The organism is Mesorhizobium sp. M0854, assembly GCF_040319815.1.
In the GTDB taxonomy this organism is placed as follows: Bacteria; Pseudomonadota; Alphaproteobacteria; order Rhizobiales; family Rhizobiaceae; genus Mesorhizobium.
On the sequence record NZ_JAMYOL010000023.1, the window covers coordinates 58959 to 83880 of the forward strand.

The 24922-nt window shown below is 60.1% G+C and carries 7 protein-coding genes and 1 pseudogene; 3 read left to right on the forward strand and 5 right to left on the reverse strand.

Annotated elements, in window-relative coordinates:
* Positions 1–94: 94 nt before the first annotated feature.
* A pseudogene (locus NKH99_RS25585) lies at positions 95–925 on the forward strand (TniQ family protein); the annotation flags it as partial.
* A complete protein-coding gene (locus tag NKH99_RS25590; RefSeq protein ID WP_353016277.1) occupies positions 886–1737 on the forward strand; it encodes a hypothetical protein in 852 nt (283 codons plus the stop codon). The pseudogene NKH99_RS25585 and the gene NKH99_RS25590, both read left to right, overlap by 40 nt.
* A gap of 343 nt (positions 1738–2080) precedes the next feature.
* Here the strand turns inward: NKH99_RS25590 and NKH99_RS25595 are convergent, their stop codons facing one another.
* The 5 genes from NKH99_RS25595 to NKH99_RS25615 form a co-directional block, all read right to left on the reverse strand.
* A complete protein-coding gene (locus tag NKH99_RS25595; protein WP_353016280.1) occupies positions 2081–2647 on the reverse strand; it encodes a hypothetical protein in 567 nt (188 codons plus the stop codon).
* A gap of 41 nt (positions 2648–2688) precedes the next feature.
* Entirely contained in the window at positions 2689–3354 is a 666-nt protein-coding gene (locus NKH99_RS25600) for a hypothetical protein (RefSeq protein ID WP_353016282.1), read from the reverse strand.
* 78 nt (positions 3355–3432) lie between these two features.
* The gene (locus tag NKH99_RS25605; protein ID WP_353016284.1) at positions 3433–11400 is read right to left on the reverse strand and encodes a hypothetical protein; all 7968 of its coding nucleotides are present in this window, start codon (positions 11398–11400) and stop codon (positions 3433–3435) included.
* Positions 11397–22355 carry a hypothetical protein gene (locus NKH99_RS25610; protein WP_353016286.1) on the reverse strand — a complete coding sequence of 3653 codons (10959 nt, stop codon included), beginning with the start codon at positions 22353–22355 and terminating at the stop codon, positions 11397–11399. The genes NKH99_RS25605 and NKH99_RS25610 overlap by 4 nt, the downstream gene beginning before the upstream one ends.
* A 12-nt stretch (positions 22356–22367) precedes the next feature.
* A complete protein-coding gene (locus tag NKH99_RS25615; RefSeq protein ID WP_353016288.1) occupies positions 22368–24158 on the reverse strand; it encodes a M23 family metallopeptidase in 1791 nt (596 codons plus the stop codon).
* 197 nt (positions 24159–24355) lie between these two features.
* Here NKH99_RS25615 and NKH99_RS25620 point away from each other — a divergent pair, with 197 nt between their 5' ends.
* Complete coding sequence (locus NKH99_RS25620) at positions 24356–24538, forward strand: hypothetical protein (RefSeq protein ID WP_353016290.1); 183 nt, start codon at positions 24356–24358, stop codon at positions 24536–24538.
* Positions 24539–24922: the final 384 nt, after the last annotated feature.

A 24922-nucleotide genomic window follows, 5' to 3' on the forward strand; every position in this document is an offset into this window, starting at 1 on the left:
TGCGTGACATTGCCACCCTTGGGCGGGCAGACCCTGAAAAGCTGCTGAGGTACACGCCAGTCCCCAAGGGAGGCAAGTTCTACGAGGTAGCCGACGAGACATTCGTCCGACTTGCGGTCAACCGGACGTATTCCGGTTCTGTGCCCGCTGCGTGCAAGAAGATCTGGACCGTTACGACGGACCTTTGTGCAGCAGGCCTTGGCTCCGGCTTGAATGGACATTGTCTCATTTCCGTTCCTGTACTCGGCACGGAGTCTTTCTAACGGCGACGAAGCCGATACGAACACCCTTCGCTCCTTTCGATTTCAGCGACACCATGCGCAGGTTGATGCCGAGCCTTCCCCATATGGCGGACGCGGCCTCTGCCGCGGGCGCGTCTCCTTTCCAGGCATGGCTTCAGGATCGGCTGCGCGGAGTTCGGTCGCAGGAGAACTGGCTGGACGACCTCCCTCTGTACGTGGCGGGGCCATTCTGCGAGGCCCTCGGCGTTTCCTCGCTGCACGAGCCGAAGGTCAAGGTCGCAAAGTTCACCGCCTCCGACTGGGCCGCGGCTGCCGATGAAGGATTTCGCATCGCCAGCGCCGGCGAAGACTCCCTGCGGACGCTTCTCGGACGGCTTAACGAAGCACAGTCTTCGACACGGGGCTTCTGGGTGCCCCGGGACACTTATGGCTACGCGTATGGCTTGCTCCAGAAGACTGCCCATGACCCAGCCTACGGCAAGCTCCGTGACGCCGTGCGCAGGTTCGCGATCGAGACCAGCCGATCGAACCTGGCACTGAAGTCCTTGGCGAGATCGCGGGCCAACGGAAGGTCCACACGGTACGCACCGCAGCCCGCGACTCTGGAGTCCACGCACTCACCATCCGTCGCCTCTTCAAACGGATGGGCGTCGAGGAAGCGGGGGAGCAGTCCGGTATCATGAATCATCGCATTCTGGTGAAGTCGGACGATCTCCATCGCGTGGTGGCAGAACTCAAGGATGCGATCACCGCTCCCGAGGTCGAGAAGCTTCTCGGCGTTCCCCGCCTGCACCTGAAGGAACTGGTCGCCGGCGGCCACCTTTCCGCGTTGGCAGACACAGGCTCCCGAAGGAATTCGAAGCGACGCTTCTCGACAGAAGCGGTCGAACAGCTTCGCACCCGCCTTTTCGACGGCGCTTGCGAGGTTTCGGAGCCGACCGAACGCCAGGTCGATGTTATCGGCGCGCGCCGCGCGTCCACCTGCACTATTCCGCGCCTTCTTGACATGGTCTTCACCGGGAAGCTGAGTTGGAAAGGCAGGCTGGCCGGTAGGATGGACTACTTGGGCCTGCTGCTCGATGCCGACGAGGTGACGCGGATCGTTCGTTCGAGCGAGAAGCGAACCAACCTCACCAGGGAGGAGACGGAAGCTTTCCTTCCGGGAACGCACGATCGAGTCGTGAACGCGTTGATCGGACTAGGTCATTTGGCCCTGATCGAGGAATTCAGTCAGGATGCGAGGCGGATGATCCCAGTTGTTTCCCGAGACAGTGCTGAAGCATTTAGGACCCGCTTCGTCTCGCTCGGCGAGCTTTGCCAGAAGACCGACTTGCACCACAAGCAGGTCCGCGCCCTGCTTCGGCAGGCCGGGATCGCCCCCACCTGCCTCCGCAAACAGTCGGCGCTTTTTTCTACGAGAGGCCATCGATCGAGCATTTCGAGGCCGAACGCGCGGACGCTTGGTCCTACGACAAGGCATCGGTTCAGAAACTGACCAGGAAGACGAGAGAGGAAGCGCGAGAGGCACTGCCGCCCTTCGCGAGATTCAGCCACATGGCCTGATTTCCTTGCGGACCTGACTGTGTCTCTCCACTAGCGGCGGAATATGTTCGACCATTGGCCAGCGGGGATTCCCGTAGCTAGAGCCATGGTGGTCACAACCACAAGCCTCATCGACACCACAGACCAAGCCGCTGGACCCGGCGCCGCTGAAGTCTCGCTGGTAGTATGACCAACGCTTCGGCCCCTGCGGCCCACCGCCTCCCCCGGTTGGGGTTAGGGGCTCCCCCAACGGCACGCTTCCAGATTTGGTTAGGGCGAACGCAAGAAAATTATCGCTAGTCCGCAACACTGCAGAATACTTCGAAAATTGGCTCATTGACTCCCGTGGTAAAGTATTGATCGAAATCGTCGTGGAAAACAGATGTGCTCCACCCAACAGACAGAATACCCCAAGACGGGTCTATGATCGGCTTGCTGCCCGGAAGAGTCTTGGACAGCTTTTCGGCGACGACCGGCTTGTAGAAATTGCTGAACCCACAAGATATCCATATTTTCTTCGAGTCTCCACTGAGGAGGCAGAAGCCTACCAGATTTGTTGGTACGTTTGGATTTTTTCCATCGTTCGGGTAGGCGTACTCGCAGTTATGCCTCTTGCCACTATCGGTATCCATATAGCAAGGTTTGCTTCCAATCGGTCTTTTTGAGTCCTTTGTGAACTCGCATATGAACCCAGTGGCTTGTGCCATCGTGCTTACCAATACGATTGACGCAGCTGAAACTAGCCTTAGCATTCTTACCTCCCTTTCTATTACCTGATACGGCGGGATAGCTCGTTTAACTCCCCTGATCACAAACGACTGCTGATCAGCGTTGACGAGGTCTCGTCTGAGCTCGGAGGCCAAGCGCAACGCACGATGGATTAGTACGGCAGAAATAGCCCACCTCAGCTCCGGTTCGTGTGTTCGTCGGGCATAACTCTATCAGTGATTGGCCCCCCGACACTCTCGCGCGAGAGCCGCGTGGCTGCCGTTCTCCTCTGAGGGAAGCGCGACGCCAACTCCTCAACGAACTCATCTAGCCTAGAGCCGGGATACCAGCCGCGCAGCGCGTCCATGAAAAACCTACGTGCCAGTGTTCTGGGTGCGTAGTCCCAATCCACCAATTGGGCTGACACCCAGCCGAGTGTCGACAAATCTTCAATCAGGATTGCCCGCTTTTCGCAAAGGTCCTTCGCTCGTTCCAAATGATTGAAAAGGATTACGAATGAATGCCTGTACATGAGCGCAATCTTGTCTTGCTGCAATGATCGCGAGAATTCTGGGATCAGGGCGATCCGCATCGACTCCAGACTTGGCTCGATGGCCGGCTCGTCCACTATCGCGCGCCATTCTGAGGGCACAGGAACCAGCCCTGCCCCCCAGTCCAGACTCGTAGTGGCAAACCGCAGGATCTCATTTAGTTCGAGCTGACTGGTTAGCTCCTGGGCCAGCTCCAATCGTCTTCGACGTCTTGTCTGCAGGTATTCGCAAAGAACGCCTACGAAGGCGGCAAGCGCGATTAGCGCTGAGACCATCTCGCTGATTGAACCGACACTCCAATCGCTGTTCATCACCTATCCTCCCGTGGATGCTAACAATTCAAACTCTTTGAAATGCCTTTGGTGGACCGGGTTGCTCTCGGGCCGCCTTCACCCTGTTAGGTACCAGCTCCCGTCAAGATCGTTGGGGAGCCAGCTCGCCCCGACGAGGTTGAGCTTCTGGAGGGCGTAGCGCAGCTCCTCCTGATCCGCAGCCGTGTCGTAAGTGCGCCAAAGGTATGTCCCGCGACGGCGGACCAGCCCGTCAAGCATATCGCGGGGGTCGACGATCTCGATCAGCGTAGGTTCGGGTCCGTTGGCGTAGAGCGCAGCCGAAAAGCGCGCTTCCAGAGCAACGTTCAGTTTGTCTTGTTGTTTAGGCCCGGAGTACGCCACTAGCGTGAAAGCTGATGGGTTGGCGGTCAAGGTCGGCCGATCCGATACGTCGATCAGCAGCGATGCGAAAGGTGGCGGCCTCGTGTCCTTGTCCCACTCGCCAAGGAAGAAGTCTATCGACAGTTGGTCATCCGGCGCCAAGCCTGGGCGGTCGCCGTCCATCAGGGCCGAGCATTCAATCGTCAATGGGTGGAACCAGGTCACGGTGTCGGGATCCGCATCGAGCAGGAACGCCTGCTGCTGATTTCCGATAACGAAACGGGCACCCGTGACGGGTTGCCGGTCGCCGGCCGGGGTCAGGATCCTGGCGTCTTCGCCACTTCGCTTTCTTGAGAGGACAAGGCGGACAAGCTTGGTCTTAGGGGTCATGCCTTTGTCGATCTCGTAAGCGAGGGCCTTGTTCCCATCCGGGCCATCGGTCGCACGAAACTTCAGGCCAACATCGTCCCCTGCCCTTGCGGGCAGTACCGCGAGCGCGACTTCCAGCCTATAGTCCGGCCTCATCTCCCCGACGTCTGCCGCAAGGACGAAGTCGCTGGCAGCGTCGTATGCTGATCGCCTCCGTTCGACCTTGGCGAGGCCGCCAAGCATATCGTTGAATTCAGGATCATCGAAGCGAGTGAACACAGGCGTTTCTATTCGGGCGACTCCGGTCCCGGTCGTGAGAAGCGTGAATCTGGCCTGCCGATAGAGGCGCACTGAAGCTTCACGGCACTCGACATTCAATTCAAACTCAACTTGGGTCGCGGGAGGCATGCCGCGGAGAAAACCAGGCGCTCCAGAGAATTCACGAAAGAAGAACGTTCTTCCATACGGGTCGTCAGGCTTGATTTCCTTGTCCTCCTTGCGTTCGGGAATCTTCGTAGCCAGAAACCGCTGGCCGGCGGCCACCAGTGCCGCATTCTTGATTTCCCAGATGGCGCCCTCCACTGTCCCGAACCACTGCGCCACGCTGACTGCGATCGATCCGTCCCAATCCGGCGGGAAGACGCCATCGGCTGGACTTGCCAGCTCCAGCTTGGTCGCGAAGAGCGAGCGCGGCGCCCGGTCCAGTCCGACCGGCAAGGAATTCTCTCCGGGGCGTGCGGCGCGCGGACCGTGCAGCATGAAATTTTGCGTCGTCGAAACTACCACATGGCGGCCTTCCTCATGCGAGCTTCCCCGCGGCCGATCGTTGACCGCAAGCAATGGCGGGCGTGGGAGGCGCAGATTAACCGGCGCCTCTGAAGATCGAGCGAGATGCAGTTCCTCATCCTTGAAGCGGACATGCGAGAATCCTGTCCTCATGGACATCCAGGCTCCCGGGCGGACCGAAATCCGGCTGGTTCCGATAATCGCCGGCGCATATGCTTGCTCGTAGGCTTTCCGCTCGACCGCCTCGCGCTTCGGGACAGCGACAACGGACGCCGGCTGCAGGGCGCGCGGTGACGCCTCGTCGAAGCCGGTGGGAAGTGCGAACGACAGGTCGAACGGCCCTGCGTCTGGCGCCAGCGCAAAAGGTCGAAACCCTACACGCTCGCGATCGGCTATCCAGAACGACTCGCTCTCCCGAAGCCGCGGCTTGTACGGATCGGGATCGGGTACATCCTTGTCAGTGCGATCCTCGAGTATGGCGTGAGGGCCATAGACGAGCCGCCATGCCGTTTCGACCCCGGTAGCGGTCAGCCGAGCTCCGCCGGCCGCTCCCATCGGCTCTTTCAGGTCGTCACTGGCAAACAGCGCTGGCCCTATGTCGGCCGGCATATAGCCGGTGGGAGCGGCAGGCTGGTCATGTACCGGCCATCGCTCCATTTGCGGTTGTGGCGCCACCAAAATGTTTGGAGACAGCTTTCGGGTAGTGATCTGCATGTCGCGAAGATCCGCTCCTTCGATTACCTCGACCCATTTCTCCTCAAGTTCCAGGCCGAAGTCCTGCCTTCGCATTGTCAGGAGACCGACTCTGGCCCACGGTGCGGCCCGCTGGAGGGCGCTTATCGCCCACGCGCCTGAGTTGCTTTTCAGCGTTTCCACGTCTTTGGATTCGCGAACCGTGATCTTCGTCTCTGCAGCGGAGATAAGCTTGGAACCGTCCCGGGACCTCGTCTCGAGAAGCACGGTCCAGGTTGCGTCCGCATCCATCGCCTCGTTCAGACCGTGGCTGGGTTCTACTGGGCCAGCAACGATGTTGCGCACGCCCCAATCCCGCAGCCGCGCCAGTGCCGATGCATAGTCGATCCTTGTGAAGTCTGACCCTTTCTCCAGTGGATTGTCATTCTCATCTGGTCGGATATAAAAATCCCGTCCACCGACGTGACCGGAGCCAACAAAGCCAATTGCCAAGGGCGATGGATCGAGCAGCGCCCCGGTCTTCTTGTCGGTTTGGTTCTCGAAAAGGCTCGACAGGTGAAACGCAGTGGCGGCGGTGGGCATGTCATCGACGGGCACCTTCACCAGCTTCTTGTCGACCTGCTTGAATGTCAGCGACTGGAAAACCGCCCTATGAGCTCTGGTCCCGTCAAAATCTGTCGCAGCACAAGGTATGTCTGCGACCTCGCGGGTTCGCCTCGCCGGGGCTTGCCTGGCCCGCGAGATCGCCTCATCAACAAGACGCGGGTCGAGCGCGGGAAATACGTGAGCCTCGTAGCGGTCGGCGTACCCGAGAAAGACCTTCGTATCCTGCTCGGGACGGCAGGCCAGCATCCGGCTCAAGGGAAGTGCCTGGTCGGAAGGAAGCGAATCGGCTCCGGCGAAGCCAAGCGCTGGCAAGCTGCACAAAACAGGGTTCGCGCCCAGCTTCGCGTAGCCTCTCGCCTCCGGGCTGAATGCGAGGAGAACGTGGTCGGAGAATTCTACCGCGATGGAGGCGGGTAGGTACTCAGCCAGAGCTTTTGCGAGGTTGCCGGACAACCCGCCGTTGTTGACCGCAGCGATTTGGAAGACAGAGCCGCCCGCTGCATACTCGGCGATCGGGCTGGCAAGCTTGTCCTGCCAGGGTGCGACGCCAGTCCGTTCCTTGCGAATGGCCGGCGGGCTAGTATCCGCCGGAGTTGCCCACTTGGCCAATGCTTTTACGAACAAGCTCCTTGGCCACAATCGAACGACTTGAAACGTCCGCCACGTAATCGATTGTCCGATTCCGACCTCCCTTCCCGCTTCGCCCGAGGTAACGCGATGTTCAACATCCACCATCAGGGGTATCGCGAAGTCTGCTTCTTCCACGGGATCGGACAGCTGCAATGGCATGAGCCTCTGGCCGTCGAAACGTATGGTCGCCTCGTGCGCAAATCGCCCTCCAAGTTTTGGATTGGCGGAGAAGCTTGCAACCTGCCAGTCACTGCCGAGGGCTTCTATCTTGAGCCTTGGCCAAGTCAGGGCGCTGTACAGCTTGAGCGTCCCGGCCAGCCTGTAGCCGACGTCGTTCTCGTACGTAAGAACAAGGGACGCTGGAGCAGTGTTGGCCGTGGCGTCCACCGTAAGCCCCATATACGCCCGCAACCTGCTTTGACTGATTTCGAACGATGGAAAGTCTTCCTCCGCACGTTTTCTTTGTTTCAGTGTCGCTATGGCAGCCCCTCTAAAAGGCGCGACCTTCGCTGCGCCAAGAAAGCTGCCGGATGGCTGATCCGCAGACCAATGCACGACGAAGACATCCGTAGAGAACACGTGCCTCCTGACGCCGATGTTTGATATTGCTTCCTTGGCAGAGAATCGCCACTCAAGCTCACAAGTCCCGGAATTGCCGAACCTGTCCGCCAGAAGGTCGAGTTTGCAGTCTCCGGATAGTTGCGCCCCGGGTTCGCCGAGGACGACCGCGTAGTACAGCGCTGCCTGGTGTCTTTCAGTCAGGCCGAGTTCGCCATCGTCCTTTCGCTCGGCGCGGCCCATCCGTCCCCTCATGGTCTTGAAATCGATCGATCCATTGGGACTTGGCTTCGGTTCGGCAGCGAATTTCACGAACGAGATTCCACCGTCCGCTTCGCGCGCTACGCGGACTCCGCAGGCAAACTCCTCCCCTCCGAGCGCGAAGCGCAACGTGGCATCCGCGTCATCGTTTGGCTGCGGAAGGCTGGCGACCTCAAGCACAGGCGCCACTCCATCGAAAGTCTCGGGATTGGCCAGCGGTAGCACCACATCCGTCGCTTCCAGCTTCGCGCCGAACCGACCTTTTCCATCGGCCTCCAGAGTCAGTGTCGCGGGGCCGGCGTCGAGCGGAGGCGACTTGCCATCCAGGCGCACGGGTACATGCAGGCGGCCATGTACCTTCACCCAGGTCGGCAGTTCCTCGCCCTTCTGATGGAACTCGATCAGTTCCATCGGCTCGAATGCAAAGCCATCGATGATGACGAAGCCGCCAACCATGTCCTCCTCGTCGAACATCCAGCGAAACCCGGCGAGATGGTTGAGTCCCCGCGTGAACGCGTTGGCGCGGTCTTCTATCGGACCGGCAGTGGTGAACCGCGCTAGCGTCGCATCGGCGCTGTCGCCGGTAACCGGCACGTCTGCGCACCAGAACCGGAGCTTCCTTCCATCAACCTCGATGGGTTTCACGAGGGTAACAAGACGCGTCTCGTCTCCGAGCTTGAAATCTTCGCCATCAGGAACAGGCGCCTGGATTTTTCGAACGACAACGTCTTTCGCGCTCGGGAACGCCGATCTCAGGCCGTACTGATCGATGAACCAGCCTCCCTTGGCGGTCGCGAAAGCCGTGCCGAATCTCACGTCGGACGGGTCCTGCAGCCGCAGGAATTTGCCCGCCAGTCCGACAAGATCGCTGCCTGCCGGGAGGCCGAGAAGGTCGAGCGCCATCGTGCCGCTTGTGTCGATGGCGCTTTTGAATTCCATGCGCAAGCGGCCAATGGCCTCGACAAGCCTCTCGCCGTCGGGCTGCCCGCCAGAAAAAGTCGGTTCCGGGCTGACTTCCACTTGCTTTTTGAGCCTGTAGTTTATGTCTCCGAACAAGCCGCTGAGGAACAAACTGTCCTTGACCGACGAGATCATGTTTCGGTCGTCGAGCGCGGCCAGAGCAGCCTTGCGATTCACTGAAAGGCGGACGGCATCCCATCCATTCGTCCTCCTCCGAGTTTCGGGCCCGTTATCCGGGCCGTTGTTCGGCAGCGGTGCAAACACGGCATCCACCGTTGGCCCTTCGCTGTCATAGGCTGCTTTCGGTTCGCCTCTCCTGGCCGGAGGAGCCGGCGCTCGCTGGAATGCGTTATGCTCGTCGCGGAGCGCCACGTCATAGCGGAATTCGGCGGAGACAGCGGTTGGAAGCCCGTTCCAGTCATCTGCAACCTTGCTCGCGCCCGGACGAGGGTCTGCGCCGACTACGAAGCTCACGGACGGCAAAGTGGTAGGCGCCATCACGGTCTCGTCCCGCCAGGAACCCTGTCCGACAGGTTTGACGAAGGTTGCAGCCTTGCCGGAGGAGCTGACTGTCAGGTCCAGCCACGGCCGTGTCATGTCCAATCCAGCGACGAGGTAGGTGAGCTGCCCGTTTTTTGCGGGAGGGTTCGCGAGCCTCAGCGGAGCAAGCGCCCGGGCGTAGGAGGGCGCGTTTCTTGCCCTTCCGGCGGCGGCGACGGGCAAAGACTGCACGACAGGGAGCCTGTCGTGCTCGCGCCAGACCCAGGGAACCATTGACTGGCCCCATGACTTCGCCAGGTCCGAGGTGCCAGCCATCTCGGTTAGCAGGCTGACTTCGGTATTGGCACCGAGGTTGCCTCGCCCCTTGTCTGTCGTAACGACCGTGAGGTCATTCACCGAAACCGCAAGCCTGACCTTTGCTTGCGCCGCCCCCGCGGTAGACTGCTTCCACATCTGGTCTTCGATGCCACGCAGGTTCGAGGGCGAAACGCCCCGCAAGCCGAACGTTCCAAGCGCGCGTTCCGCCTTTTCGGGAAGCAGGCGCTCCGGCGTTTGTCTGAATGCCGTGGCCAGAAATATACCGTCGAAGGATACCAAAAGGTTATCCAGCTTGACCCGGGCCTCCAATATCGAGCCGATCTTTTCTGGCTCGCCTTCGACAAGCAGGTCAAAGTAGAATTCCGCTCCCTGCACGTCGGAAAGAGCGAGTGACCACGGTCTCTCCGCTTCGGTGAAGCCCGAACGCCCCGGAGAATTGCCAAATGCGAGCGCGCCGGTAATCGAAATCCCCGACCCGTAGTCCGTTGCCACACGCTGCTCGGACGCGCTGCGAACCGCGTCGCCAATCAGGCTGCCGATGTTCGGTGCGGTGGCATTGGGCAATGGCCAGTGGAGCCACCCATCCTTGACCGGGGTGAACGCCCAAAGGAGACCAAGCTCGTCAGCGGGGGCAGGCTGCGGCAAATCACATGCGCGCCGGACGATTTCGGCGGTTTCGATGAGAGGCAGCGCAAGCGGCACCGGCTTGTCGATGAGCTTGCCAGCGCCCACGGTCAGCTTGTCGCGAATCTTCGAGTCAAATTCGTACTTCGCATGAACTTTGTCCGCGCCATTGCTGACGATGCCCGCTGTTCCTGAGATTCGGACTGATTTCGCGCCTGACGTTTCTACCGTGAAGCTCTTCGGCTGGATCGTCAGGTTCGTGACAGCGCCTGAACCCCCTGCCCTGTCTGACAGCCGGACGAACAACCCGGCGGTATCTAAACCGACAGCGTAATCCTTTGCAGGGGATCGCGAGAAAAGGGGCCAATCCTCCTCTTTTGGCATCGTCTCGGTCCAGAAGAGATCCTCCGGGTGAATTTCCGAGTTGGGCGAGACCTCCAGCCAGGCCGGTCCGCCTGTGACCTCGTCCGCCTGCTGCAGAGCCTGCTGCAGTTTGTCAACGGACTTGCGCCAGCTGCCTTCGACTTTGGAATAGTCCTTGCCCGCCTCTTTCTCGGCTTCCGGATCGAACCACAGCCGCAGGGCCCGCTCGACCCTGGGGGCACCGTCGAAGTTCCGAAAAGTCGCCTTGAACCACCCCGATATCTCCGCCGACTCCCACGGCAGCCTATTGCTGCCGGCGACACAGAAGCCGTCAGGTAACAGGACGACCTGGTCTCCGTTGGGAACCCCGGCTGGTGAGTTGAGCCCCAGCTGCGTGCGGACCCTGGCGAGATAAGCGGAATTTGGCTTGTAGCGGATCCGGCCCTGAATCAGTTGCATGGCCGGCAGATAGGTCGCGTCAATCTCTGCCTTCTTGTTCAGCTTTGGCGGAGGATTGTCGCCGAACGTGCTGACGAGTATCGGGTCTGAAGACTCGGGAACATTATTCTTGTCCCATGAAAAACCGACGTCTTCCTCGTCGAGCTGGATCAGTTGGTCGCCACTAGCATGCTTGCCATCGATCGTATCGACGGCAAGCAAGCTCAGTCGGGTCTCCGAGTACTTTCCTTCTTTGCCTTTGCCCTCCCTTATCGGCTGGAGAAAACTTTCGATCTCCGCGCGAAACAGGGCTGGCCGATGGTATGCGTTCAGAGAACCAAGCTCTGCCGCGTTTCCGTCCTGGAAAAGAAGGCCAAGCGCGAGCGCGGCCGCGTCGCCTTTGCCCCCGGGCAGAATCTTGACCGCTCCGGATTTCTTCAGCTTGACGCCGAAGGACCAGAGAGGACCCATTACTCGGATGTACGGCAAGTTCAGGCTGTACCACTGACGGGACCAATCGGAGTCGTCAGGCTGTGGCGGCAGCCGTGGACTGTAGTGGGGCGGAAACAGTGCACGATAAAGATTTCTGTTGGTCATGGCTGGCTGACTTTCGGCATTTCAACTGAACCCCACCGCACAGCCGGCTCGTTGCCGCGCTGTGCGAAAACAGACGGCTGCAGGAACGGACCGCTCCGCCAGGCAAGCTTCGCCAGGCTTGTGAACACGTCGTTGGTAGCAAGCACCTTGGCAGGATCGAAGTCGGGATGCCTGGAGGCGAGACCGGTCTTCTGCAGATAGTCCACGATGTCCGTGATCGGGTTCATGTCCGCGCCTTTTGCCCGAACTGAAGCGACGGTAAGCAGCACCCACTCCTTGACGTTGTCCGACGGAGACGCGATCAGCTTCCAGCCATAGAGGCCCGAGTCGCGCCGATAGCGCTCCCAGAAATCCATTCCCAATTTGCTCCAGCCAGCGAGCATCTCGCCATCTTTTGCTGGAATGTAGCTGCCTCGATCGAGCAAGACCGCAAAATCAGTAACTTCCGTTAGGCGCATCACCCGGAGACACTCTTCCCGGGCGCCCTGATCGAGAACTCTTCCGTTTTCGTCGTCCGTCGCATCGAAGTCATGGCAGACAAGCGCGGCCGCCAGCACGCGCTCCCGATCGGCGGCGAGCCGCATTCCGAATGCCAGGTCAGCTTGAGTGAGCGTTGGCGAACCCTTGTCGATGTTCATGGAAGGCCGGCAGAGGTATTGGGGTCCGTTCAGCGGGCCAGTCATAGCCAGCTTGTTTGCGTAGAGGTGGAGGCGAAGCGCAAGCGGCCCCAGGTTGAGGTAGGACCCGGTCCCCGGGATTGTATCTTCCGGGAGTAAATCCTCCGCGGTCGGCCCCGAGGGATCTAAGTCGCCCAAACCGGATGGCATGAAGATCTTGAGTGTTTGGGCTGGCTCGAAGCTTGTCTCGACTAGGCTGAAATTGGGCCGCGTCGAAACCTGCGCATGAATGCCTTTGGGCCAGTCACTGTCGGGCCGCCCTATAGCGATTAAGGTGCTGAATTCCGCGGCGGGGGTCTCTTTGGTGAAGGCTCCATTCCCGTCATTTTGTGACTTCGCCGAGATTTTGGCGATCGTGCTGACCGATCCATAGCCAGTCGAAAGCACCAGGGTGCGCACGTCGCGGTCAGGCAGCATGCCGACCGGTCTTCGGCTGCCGCCTCCTGTGTCTGCCTCATAGGCGAAATGAGCGGAGAGGCTTCCCTCTTTAAGGCTCTCGATAAAGCGGGGCAGCCTGATGTCGAGCGCGAAGCCCTCGGGCAGAAGGTGCTCTACGATCTCATGGATGGAAAGCACGTTCTTCAGCATTTGATAGAATGGCTCGCGTTCAGGCCGGACGTCCAGCCACTTAAGATTACTGGCCGCCACAGGGTTGCCGCCTTCTGGAGCCGGAGCGAGCGGATCCGGGTCGTGGGACGGAAGCACCGTCTTTTTCTCGATCGACCGCACGTCAGATCCGGCTTTCGCCCACAACTTGACGCTCTGTTCGTAGTAGAAAGGTTCGGCCGCATCGAGGTGGCGGCTCGCCCCCCAGCGCGCCTGCGGCGCAACGAAGAGGACGGTCGCCGCAGTTGAGGCGTGACTGTGGTGCTCTTCAGGAGAGGGCTTGAGCCTGCTCGTCGGAGCCGGCAGTTGAGGGACAGAGGACCCTACCCCGTCATATTCGCGGTCATCTTTGAGCACGTCGATCCAGTCGCCATGCTTGAAGCGCCGAGTGTGCTCACGCTCGATCTCACCGAACGACAGCTTGCCCGACACGGTCGTGTTGCTCGTAGACAGTTCGCGCTCGGCATGGGCGAGGATGATTTCGTTGAACGGCCGGCCTTTATCGTTCCGAACGGCGCGCGCTGCCAGCAGCTTGGGAGGTTCGAGCATCCGCACGCGCTCGATCTTGGCATGGATGATGTCCTTCCCTCCGAGCTCGGGCGTTCGGTAGGGAGGCTCTTCCGGCTTGGCCTGGACCGTGCGGGTTTCCGGTTCAGGATCAAGTTCCAGCCCGGCCCAGAACTTGTCGTAGCGGCCAACTGGCATGACGGCGAAGGTTCGAACCCCGGCAAGTTCCTCGTCGAGGAACCGCACATGGGTGATCACTCCCCGAGCGTCAGCTGCCGTCCGTTGGGGTTCTACCGTCTTAGGCTGCGCCACCGCCATCCACGCGGCCGGGTCGGCCTCGGAGCGCTTTCCCTCTCCCACATCGAGAGGCGCCGCGCGGAAGAACCTTGCCGACCATGAGAGGTACGAACGGACAAACTTGGCCTTGGGACTGTCAGGTTCGCCGTTCTTGATTATTTCGTCGCGCCAGGCGGGCAGCTTGTCTTCGTCTTCCGGACGGCGGAACGCTTCGGTCAGATAGTACAGGAAATCTCGGAGGGTCGAACCCTGCCACTCATCGTCCTTGCTATAGTCGGTGCCCAGAAGGGAAATCCAATCCTCAATTCTGGGCGCGAAGCGCCCAAAGGGTGAGTAAGCGCTGTCGGCCTTGCCGCTGTACTGCAACAATGGCAGGGGGCTCTCCGGATACTCATTCCCCGAGGCATCCGCGAGATCGAGCTTACTCCCCACTATTTCCCGGAGGAAATATCCGAGCTTGTCCCTCTCGCCTCCGCGAGAACGCACCAGCACGATGTCGCCGTTCTTGAATGTCGCCTGAACCGTGCGTGCGCCGTCTGCCTTCATGTTTATCGACGGACGCTCCGAGTTCGCGAAAATGATCTCGCAATCGGTGTTGAAAGTCTCGTCTCTGCCGACGTATGTGATTTTGAAGACCTCGTATTTCAGGCGCGAATAGTCCTGTTGGGGCAGAGGCCGCAACGAGACCTGAAGCAGGCTGAGCCCAGCGTCATCGAAGCTTTCCGGTTCTTCCCTGGACTTGTAGGCGCGCAGGTGCTGCAGCGGGACGTCAACGAAAAGATGCCTCGAAATCCTCTTCGCAGGTTGACCCGGATCCGCAGCGTCGATGGCTATTTCTACCTGCTTTAGCGCCTCGGTGAATTCAGAGAGGATCATTTCCGGCGAGAGGGGCAAGCCACTCGCGGAGTCTCGCAGCGTGAAGGCCGTCAAAAGTCCGAGCGTCGAAAGCGCGGCCCAGCCGTAGGGATCGACGCCCTCGTTGTTCGCATCCAGCCATTTGCGTGGATCCGTGACTGTGGACGATCCCGAGGGCATGGCCTGAACCTCGTAGCGCGGGTTCGATAGCGACCTGCCCCTGTAGACGAGACAGCCAATCAATGCTGCCAGATAGTCGTGTCTCAGCCACCTAGCCGCGCTGAACCCGTGATCGCGCCAATAGCAGAGCTTCGAGTCCGCCTTTTTTGGCAGCGTGGGCGACTCTGTATCCAGCTTGTCGCCGCCGTGGGTGAAGACGAAAGGCGCTGGCCAGAGCAGCTCCGATTCAGCCCAAGAGTACCATCCCGGCCAGCGTGCCGACTGGTTGCGTGGATCGACCTTGGTCTTGGACAGGAAATCCGAGCTTTTGGCAAAAGCTGGAGTCTGGCATTCCCAATTCGTGGTATCGGTCATCGCAAGCGGCGTCTGCCGGGCCAGCACAGCCTCCGTCGGCGCGATGTGTTTCAACCATCTCCATTCAGGCCGGAACTCTTCATTCCCCTTCATCAGGTCTGCATTGAGAAGGGCATCCTGGCGAAGCTCGAACAGATCGTATCCAGCAAAGGCCGCCGGCGGAGTGGGCGGAGGGGGTTTATCGCCACCACGCTTCCGGGCCGGTTTTTCTGATGGAGATGGAACTGCATTCCATGCGAGCGTGATTGCCCGGCCAGTTCCAGGTTTTGGCACGAATCTGATTTCCAACGGTTTGCCGTCCACCTCAGGCGGGGACACCACGCCTACCGTGACAGCGCCAACCTTCGTCTTTCGCAGATCGGCATGCTTGACTTGAGGCGGTTTGTCATCCGGCTTGATCCATTCGAAATGAGGCAGCGGCCGGAGGCGTTCGGGGACTGCCGTGTCGTCCTCGATCGAGAGCGCCAGATCAACCACCGAAAGGCCGGACAGTCCTGTCCCGAGACGCTGTGCTGGCAGGTCCCTGTATTGCTGGCTGGACGCCCTGAGGAACAGCCGCCATGCCTTTCCACCAGGATCGGCGGCCGAAATCCGATTGAAGAAGGATTTTGCCTCGGCGTAAAGGCTAGTGTCTTGGGCCTGGAACCTGCCGGCGTGATCGTAGACCTTCCCAGGCAAGTTGCCTGCGCCGAGTTTGTCAAAATTGAGGTCTATCTTCCAGTCCGCCGGATCGCGGCCTTCCGCCCGATCAGCTTTCAGATCATCTGCGTTCGGCCTTGTCTTCTTGAATGCTTGATCATCGAGAGCGATTACGATGTCGCCTTCGATAAGCGTCTGTCCGGTCGCGCTCATAAGGCCGCGGTCGTTTATGTCGAGCGTACCATCAGGATACGAACCAAGGGGAACGTTCCGCAGGGGCCGCAGGATCAGATCCCAGCCTAGCGTAACGGCAACGCCGGGCTTGGACGGCAGAGTGAGCTGGCGCCAATCGAGCCTGTAGGAGATCTTTCTGATCTTTTTGCTGATGTCGTACCTGAAGGTGAGCCTGGCTGCATCAGCGGGAAGTGGCGTCGAGGAGGGTTCAAAGCGAACGGTGCTGCTGATCTTTCGACCGCGCAAGCCAGTCTGGCTGATCGGCACCACCGACACGCCAAGCCGATGCACCCGGCCGCTGTCCTGTAGCGAAGCTGCCGGCAATATCTGGGCACTCGGAACACTATACTTGTACCGCGTGTTTATGCGGTCGTATGAGTTATCCTTTTGCTTCACGATGCTTTCCGATGGCGAGACGGTTGCCGTCTTGATCACGGATTGGCTGTCTAAATCGAAGAAGCTGATTTCATAGGCACGCACGAACGCTTCTATGTCCTGAACCTCGTTGCCGGCGAAGTCGGTCGCTTCAGGCCTGTCCCCTCCCCAGTCGATCGGAAACGCGACAGATATGACGTCGTCGTCGAAGTAGGTCGTGAGGTCTCGGATCGCGGGCGGATTCTGCTCGAAATCAAGAAGCTCATGCTTCACCGCAGGCTTGAGCACAAACGGTTTCTTCTCCTGTCCGCCGTACGCCGGCAGGAACTTGAGCGTGGGAAACTTTATGCCGTCCGACCGCTCCTTGATCCAGGCGGGCTTCTCGGCGGCCCTGACGCAAATGACCATTCCGAGGTCGAACGGCGTTGGGCGCCCGGCCGCTTCCTGCGGCACGTTTATCGCAACGTTCCCCTTGTCGTCGACCGTGACTGTCGCGGAATTCGTTATCCGGACAAGTTCATCGTGGTAGGCCTGCATGACGAGGCCTTGATTGCCCAATGCCTGCTGGTTCGCGGCGACCAACTCGTCGTCGTCTCCGTCAAGGGCGACGGCAAGGGTCTGGTCGTAGACATGCGTGCCGTGGCGCTGATAGGTCGGCTTGCGCGCTGGACCATCACGCTCGAACACGCGGGCGTCCACCAGCGGCGCCTCCGCGATGACGGGTTTTGCCGGCGCCGCGAGGGGCGGTGCAGGAGTCGGCCAGGATGCAGGGAAAGGGATGTCGTCACTGTCGGCATCTGGCACCCAGCACCCTGCGATCAGGTTGTCGACGCAGAACGTCAGTTGGCCCTCGTCCTGTTCGGTAGAAAGCCTCTTGCCTGACGAAGAATAAAGAGTGACGGTCGTACCAGCCTTCACCCACGCGCCGGTGTCCCCAAGGTAGTAGACGTCACCCTCGGTCCAGTTAAGATCGAGGATGGCGTATTCGGTTCGCTTTTTTTCGGTAACGTCGCCCGTGGGTGGGTAGAAGTAAGCCCACGTTCCGGCATCGTGCCCGGGCATGATCCAGACAAACCAGCTCGTCTTGCCGTCCGAGTCCTTCCCTCGTTCCATGTGGGCTGTTACGAACCGGTCGGCGATGTCCTCCTCGGCGTCTATGACAAGCGCCCTTCGGGCCAAAGTCGCCACAGCTTTCTGGCCGAGGCCGGCGTTGTCGAATCCAGGCATAGGCGGCGCCCTGCCTGCCTCGAGCAGCGAGCCCATGTATGGTCCCAGCGCCTGCCGGGCTCCGTTCACCCCGCCTTCGTTGACTCCTACCGCCACCGCGATCGAGAGCCGTCGTCCGAACACTGCGACCATCACGATCGCCCGGGCGCGGAAGCCGAGGTTCAAGCCGCCGGCCCATCCCATTTCCATGGCGACGGCGATCTGAACTTCGAAGGAAAAATCTATGTCGATGCTGATGTTGAAGCAGCCGATCTTCTTGCGAAACCACGCTTTGAGGGAGAAGCGGACTGCGATGTCCAGGCCGTGCTGGGCGTAAATCTTGCTGTCAAGCAGGCGCAGCGGATACTGAGCGGTCAACATGCGCGACCCGAACTGAACGACGGCGTGTGTCTCGATCCGAACGCCGATGAATCCCAGGTCGATTCCTCCGCCGAGGTCGAGCGAGCCTCGCCCGGCGAAGTAGGTCCCCTGGATCAACACGTCGCGCTCAAGGCGGAACAGTACGCCGCCGCGGCATTCCAGCTTCAGACCGCCGAGATCGAAGCTGAACATTAGCCGGTCGGGCCACCCGAGCTCGCCATGAAGCAGTCCAGGCTCAATGAGCAGGGTGGCTTCGAAGTGGACTTTGCGCAGGATGTCCTTGACGATCTCGGGGACCGGCTTGTCCTTCGGGCCCATGTAGGGATCTGGCCCTTTCGCGGCGTGCGCGAGAAACCGGTTCTGCGGCGCCGAATAGATCATGAAGCCCGAGGCCAGCGGCCGGCTTCGCATGCTTTCCTTGTTCAGGAAGAAATCATCGATGCTGACGGGGAACCAGATCTTGACGGCGGACACAAGGGTGAAGTCGGACCGGAACGCTGCGATGATCTGGGCGACTAGCGTCTTGAGCTTCTGTTCCTGCTTGGGATCGTAGTCGAAAGGCCTCGCCTGCGAGGTGCCTAGCGTGAAGGCCGCCTCTATGGCGATCGTCCACAGGCTGCGGCGGGACGCGCCGACATCGGGTTGCCAGCTGTCGATACTGGCGAGCGTCTGGTGCTTGTCCAGCGCAGCCAACATGCTCCGCATCAACTCCCCGATCGACTTCTGCTTCTCGAATTCAAGGATCAGAGGCAGCGTGAAGCGATAGCCAAACCCCAACCCGACTTGGCGCAGGAAGATGGGAAGCGGAGTGATCTGGTAGCTGATCTTCGAAGCCTCGATCGCCACGAACCAGGCGTGCACCCACGGGTCTTCCGGCGACGATCGCAGCCGCCCAAAGGAAAAAGCGGCCGACAGCTCGGGAAAGCCCGGAATAGCTACAGTGCCTTCGCCGGCGAAGCCTGCCAGGTTTCTGTCGTCATAGGTGTCGACCCGTCCGCCAATCCGGAAACCCTCGGATGAGGAGATGTCGACCCGCAGCTTGTCGAAGTACACCTGCGGCGCCGAACTTCCTGATTCGGGAAATCCTATGTACATTGCGTGGAAGCTGATATCAGCCGTGATCACATCGCCGAAGCGAGCGAACTCGCACTGGCCTCCGATGATGAGCGCTGGCCCGGGTTCAGCGAATCCGTCGAAATTCGGGGCGAAGCCGATGGAGCGTATCTCCATCCGGAACAAGTTGAAGACCTGGAATTCCACCGGCCGCTTCAGCTCCACGACCATCGACAGAGATTTGTGGAACTCGTCGGTCAGCGGAGCGCGCACGAATTCGATGCGCGCTGACTTCAGGTCCTCCAGCAGTCCTCCGGCGAACTCTCCATGGTCCGGCGTAAACTGCGCGGAGCCGCTTACTTCGAAGAAGAAATGCCTGTCACCGCTCGGGGTCTCGCGGACGTATCGGACGTCGAGCGCCGAGATTTCGAATTTGAACCTTGTTCCGCGGGTAAAGATCGGCTGGTTCTTTTCGCCCAGCGTGCAGCTGATCTCGTCAAGGTCGATTGGGCCGCCGGCGAACGCCTGGACAAAGGAGATCACGACCTTCAGCGGGGCGTCGTTGAGCAGCTTCGGCAAGCTTCCGCTTGCTGCGATCGCCAGGTGCTCAAGCCGGCCGGAGCGGATCCTGAGGTCGGCCTGCTCGAGAATGAACGGCTTGTTCAGCCCCTTCACTCTCAACGAGGCCGACATCAGCTCGGCGTCGAGGTCCACTCCGCCGGGGCCGATCTTGAGACGCGTGACCATGAACATCAGCGCGTCGTTGCCGAGCCCAGTATAGCGAAGGATGACGGAGACGTTTTCGGGCAAGGCAAGGAGGAAACGGCCACGCTCGATTTTCAGGGTCAGGAAATCGATCTCGGCCGGCTGCTGGTCCGCTTCGTTGCCCTTGTCGTCCTTCAGCTTGGGCATGAAGGAAGTCATTTCCAGGCCAAGGAACGCAAGCGGCTCTCCGTACAGGTAGCCGTCGGGCTGGCGGATCGTCGGCACATCCTTTGCCCAGCCCGGGGTCTTACCGACCTTGCGATTCAAGGCGAGGTTCGCGCCATCCTGCACCGAGAGGGAAAGCTCCCGCACGTCGAAGCGGAAAGTGACCTGACCGGAGGCCGTGAACTCGCCGATCCTGAAGGTAAGGTTTGTCTTTATGAGCGCCGCGTCAGGGTCGGATTCGTCGAAGCAGATGTGAGTAATGTCGAAGCTGACGCTTTGGTCGCTGCCGTCGCCGAACAGATTGAACAGCTGCTTCTGCGCCTTGATATAGACAGACAGCCTCCAGTCGCCCTCAGAAAAGGCGGGAGTGCCAAATGCGTCAAAATCGAGCCGCGCGACTGGCGTCGGGGCAGGTGCAGGGCCGGGGCAGCCTGGATCGCCACTGCCGCCGTCGGCGGGTTTGTCCAAGATGATGGGAGTGAGCGCGCTTGCGCGACGATCCAGGACCTGCAGGAACCGGGGCGATGCCCCTCTCCTCCAGCCGATCGTTCGAAGCGCGGTGCGTCTGTTCAACGACGTTCCGACGGCGAGAGATAGGAATGGACCCTGCCCTCCGTCCGTTGGTCTGGTTTCGAGAACCTCGCGCGCGTCATTGCGGTCAGCAAGGGAGAAACCGATTTGTGCGTAGGCGAGGGGTGCAAGCGGCTCGTTCGGCTTTGCCGCGGTCGCGGCCGGGAAGTGAAGCAGATGGCTGGCCGAAGTGCTGCGGTCCGAGCTCCGGGAAAGTATGATCGACTGCGTGGCCGGACGCGCGATGAGCAGCTTGACGGCGGGCAAATCGAAGGAAACCGCGCCTGCCGGGGGAGCGATCTGAACGCCGCCTGACTGCACGGGAATGCTGAAACGGATGGCGTCGCCGGTAACTGGAATGCAGCCATTCGCGCCAGGTTTGGGCGGCAAGGCGATCGGGGAGCCGGGGTTAGGCGCCGGAAGCTCCGGTTGGTCGGATGGTCGCCAGTCCAGCCGAACTTGGGTCGCCGTCCCTTGGTCGAAGCGGGCGAACTCAAGCGCAAACAGTGTGGCGGCCTCATCCGGAAGAGCTTGGCTCGCGGACTCGCCGCCAAGCAGGTCGTGCGCGAGCGCGCGGAGGAATTGCATGCCCTTTTGGCTCCAGGCAATGAGCAAGCGCTCGCCGGACCTGAATTCGCCGTCCAGGAACTTCATACCATAGTCATTGGCTGGTTTCGTTGGATCCGGGGCCGCGAACAGGTCTGCGGCGAAGCTCAGTGCGGCAATGCGCACTTTCTGGTACCTGCCGAAGACATCCTTTGATTTCGGATTGGTGGCGCCTTCAAGGAAGTAGATGTTTCCAGACGTCATGTCGTTGGTCATGACGTTCAGGTCGCGCAACAGTAGGCGGACGTCCGTGTGAAAGAATCCCTTTCCCCCCTCGTCGCCCCGCAAGGAACTGGTCACGTCCAGTCCGCCGATCTCGAGCATGGCCTGAAAGCAGGCACGTTTTCCGCCCTTGTTCGACATGAACAGGCCAACCTTGAACTGCCAGCATTCCGCCTCGATGGCTAAGACGTCGAACGGAAGGGCAAACTTGTATGGCTTTGGTTCGGGATCGTCAGCTCGCGGGTGCTGACCTTCGATCAGGGTAGCCTCTACCCAATAGCGCTCCTCACCGCCTGCCGTCTTGTAGCCGAGGATCAGTGTGCCGCCGAGTTCAATTGGCTCGCCGCCCCAGGTCAGTATGAAATTCCTGGCGCCGGCCTCAACCGCGTATCCGTCGTCTCCGCGCCTCACGACCCGTATCCAGGTTTCCTCGGCGCCGATCCCGAGCGGGAGATCGATCGTCGCGGGAATGTCGAGATCATATTCCGGAAGGACGAACTTGAAGTTGGGCAGCTTGATCTCTGGTTTTGCTATCGTCAAAAGGTCCCAGAACCATTTCACCAACCCGTCCACTCGAAATAGCGGCCAAGGTGGAAGAGACGCCTCCGGAACGACGAAGTCGAACAATCCAAGAGGCAGCCAGTTCGTGGTCAGCCCGAAGGAAGGCATGTCGAGGCGCAGTTGCAATGCTGGCAATCCCAGCTGGTCAAGCTTGGGAAAAATGGCTGAGAACCCGACGCACACCTCGATGCTGGCGTCAGCCTTGGTGCCGAACTTGCCCGTCTCGTCCACGCATCCGAACTTGCCGCTTGTCTGCTCCTTCACCTCAAGATCCCAGCACGCCACAAGCGCGAAACAGGGAGCCGCGCTGCTCCAGTCACTTCCGGCCGGCCGCGGGCGGAGCACGACCGTTACGCTGGCCAGGCTGGCAGTGACCGAGACGCCGGCGCCATCGGGTTCCGGGAACGGATTGAACCCGGCAACTCCCGCGCCTCCAAAGGCTTTCTTTCCGGAATCAGGGAGTTTTATCTCCAGCGAGACGGTGTCCGTGAGCGTTTCGAAGGAGAAGCTCGATCCGGAAAAGCCTTTGGGCCTGTCAAATGGCCACTCGACCCACTTCTCCTTCTTCTCTGTTGGATCAAACGCCGAGAATCGGAGCGTCTCCTGGTCCTTGTCATCCTTGCCGAACCTTATGCCGAGCCCGACGTCGACCAACTGGTCTTCTAACGTCGCCTTGGCCGGAAAGGAAAAGATGTCGTCCATACAGCCGCCGCCTCAATTCTGCGTGATCGGGTACGGCTCAAGCCACAGCATGCCAACCTGCGGCGTGACGCGCGGTACGGCAGTCGATCCTTGCTCAAAAGCCTTAATGGCAGCGTCCAGTGCATTGCTGCCTGTTTCTGCGGCCTGCTGTAGGAGAGTCGCAATCGCGGGCTTCGCGGCGTTGAATTCCGCGCCATTCGCGTCTTCCTTCCAGCCGAGATGAGGCAGGAGTCCCTTGATCTCCGCGATGAGCTTGACGATGGCGTCCACGAAGCCGTCGATCTGCTTGAAGCGACGGTAGTTGGTGTCCTTTCGCCCTGTACGGATCAACGCGGAATTCCGTTGCGCGAGATCGAAAACATACGTGGCGGTGTCGCCGAGCCGGAAAGTTGCCGTCACCAATTCGCGAACGAGTTTCTGCGGCTGCGTCGTATCCGGGAGGCGGTCCTTGGCCAGGATCGTCTCGTCCATGATGGCGTGCCATTCGGTGCCAGCCCCGAAGGACACGCCCATGGTCACGGTGTCCCTGAGTGCGACTTCACCTTTGTCATTGCGGTACGCAAGCCAGACGTGCTGCATAACCGCCTGGCCGTGTCCGGCCGACAGGGCGCGCGCTGTGCCGCCCGGTCCGATGCCGCAGTCGACGACGGCCCCGGAACTTGCAGGAGGCGCCTTGCGGGCAACGTCGTGAAGGCTGGGGCCTCCCATCAGCACATACAGCGCTTGGTAGGTCGCAAGCAGAAGAAGCACAACGTCGGTGGAGCAGTCTTCTCCCGAACCATTCTTTTTGAAACTATCAGCCCGCGTTTTTATTTCGTCGAACAGGCGGTAGAGTCGGCTTTTGTCCGTCGTCTCCTTGTTCTTATAAATCACCCATTCGTTGATATCGCTCTGAAAGCGCTCCACGCCTCTGTCGCGATGAGCCGTCTGCTCCGACTTCAGCCTCTTAGCCATCAGCGCGTGAGCATTGTATGTCGTGTGGAGCGCGTTCCGGTCGTCGACGTCGATCAGTTCGAACGGCTCGCCCAGGCTGGTTGCCGGCGCGTTCCAGGGAGTTGTTTCCGGCCCCCGCGATCGCGCTCCAAGCAATCCTTTTTGGGGGGATCTCGAAATCTTGGTATCGAGCCGCAACTGGGTTTTGAACTGGTCGAGATGCAGCGGGCCCAGCTCCCCCGGTTTGTTGAAGCGGAGCTTCCAACCGAGCTCGATCGCACCGTCGCCCACCGCGCCCGCCTTCTGCCATTTGAGGTGGACGTGACCGGCGTTTATATAGAACTCCCCGATCGACGATGCCTCCCTGTGCTCATCGGCATTGCCGCTGTGACCGGCATAGCCTATCAGCTCGCCCTTTCGAACCTTGCGGGCCTGGCCGGGATTGTAGGTAGGCTTGAAACGGCCGCGGAAACGGTTCAGGTGACCGAAAATGTAGCGGGTGTCGCCGCTTGCGTTTTCAGGCCAGAGCCAGATTCTGTTTCCGATGTCGTTCGGGTCGAGCGCGTTCGACTTCGCGGTCGCGGTGCCCGACACCATCGCATATATCGGCGTTTCGAGGGGGAAATCGAAATACGGCGCGTAGATGTCGATACCGTCGTGCGTCCCGCCGGGACGGCCGCCCTTGGTGCTATACTTGGGAAGCCAGACGCCCACTCCACCCTGCGGACTTGTATCGGGATAGAAGCCCCGCAACTCGCCTGCATAGCCCGAGTTATCGGCAGGTTTGACTTGCGTCTCGTAGCGTACGGTCCCATCCTCGCCCTGTTCGAAGAGCGATTTCCTGACATCGTCGTCATTTTGACTGGACATGTCTGTTACCAACGTGTGCCGATCAACAGATCTGGCAAAACGACGGAAAAACTCTAATCATCTTGTCGAGATACAATATCGCGAGAAGCAAATGACATGCTCTGGACGGGAACTAAGGCGCACCGATTAGGTACGCCCCCTCTCTTTTAACAATACTGGCAGATAGAAAATAAAAACGCAATAGGTGCAGTAACTTCATGGAGACGATAAGAGCCGATCGCTCGAGCGTCAGCTTGTATCAAGCGCTTCGCCATTCTGCACATGCGCAAATAATGGCCGGAAGCCGCAACAAGCTCGTCAGCAACCAACGATTCATCTGCTACACCGAAGCGCTGGCCGAGCGCACGCGCTTCACTCTCAGAGCCATCCTCCTGCTCTAGGATGCGAGCCGTCCCGAGGCGACAATAGTGAAGCTTAGTTTGCGAGCTTGGTTAGGCAGATCGTGAACGCGAGGGGCACTTAACCAAAATGGCCCGTCAAGTCGTGCCCTGAAATTCGCAGTCGTCGATACACACGGCGATGCGGCGACCTTGGGAGGCCGTCGAAATCAGCGCCGTAGCCCATTCGCCTGGCGCACCGACGACGGCCTCGAGGATCGAAACGAGTGCTCCATCGTGGTGCAGATGACCGCGCGCGAGGGGCTGTACGGCCGTAGAAACACTGATGCCGTTGGTTGCTGATGACCTTGCCCCTCTTATCTAATCCGGTTTGAAGTTCGTTCTGGCCCATCGAGAGGACCAGGACATGAAACGTAGCCGCTTCTC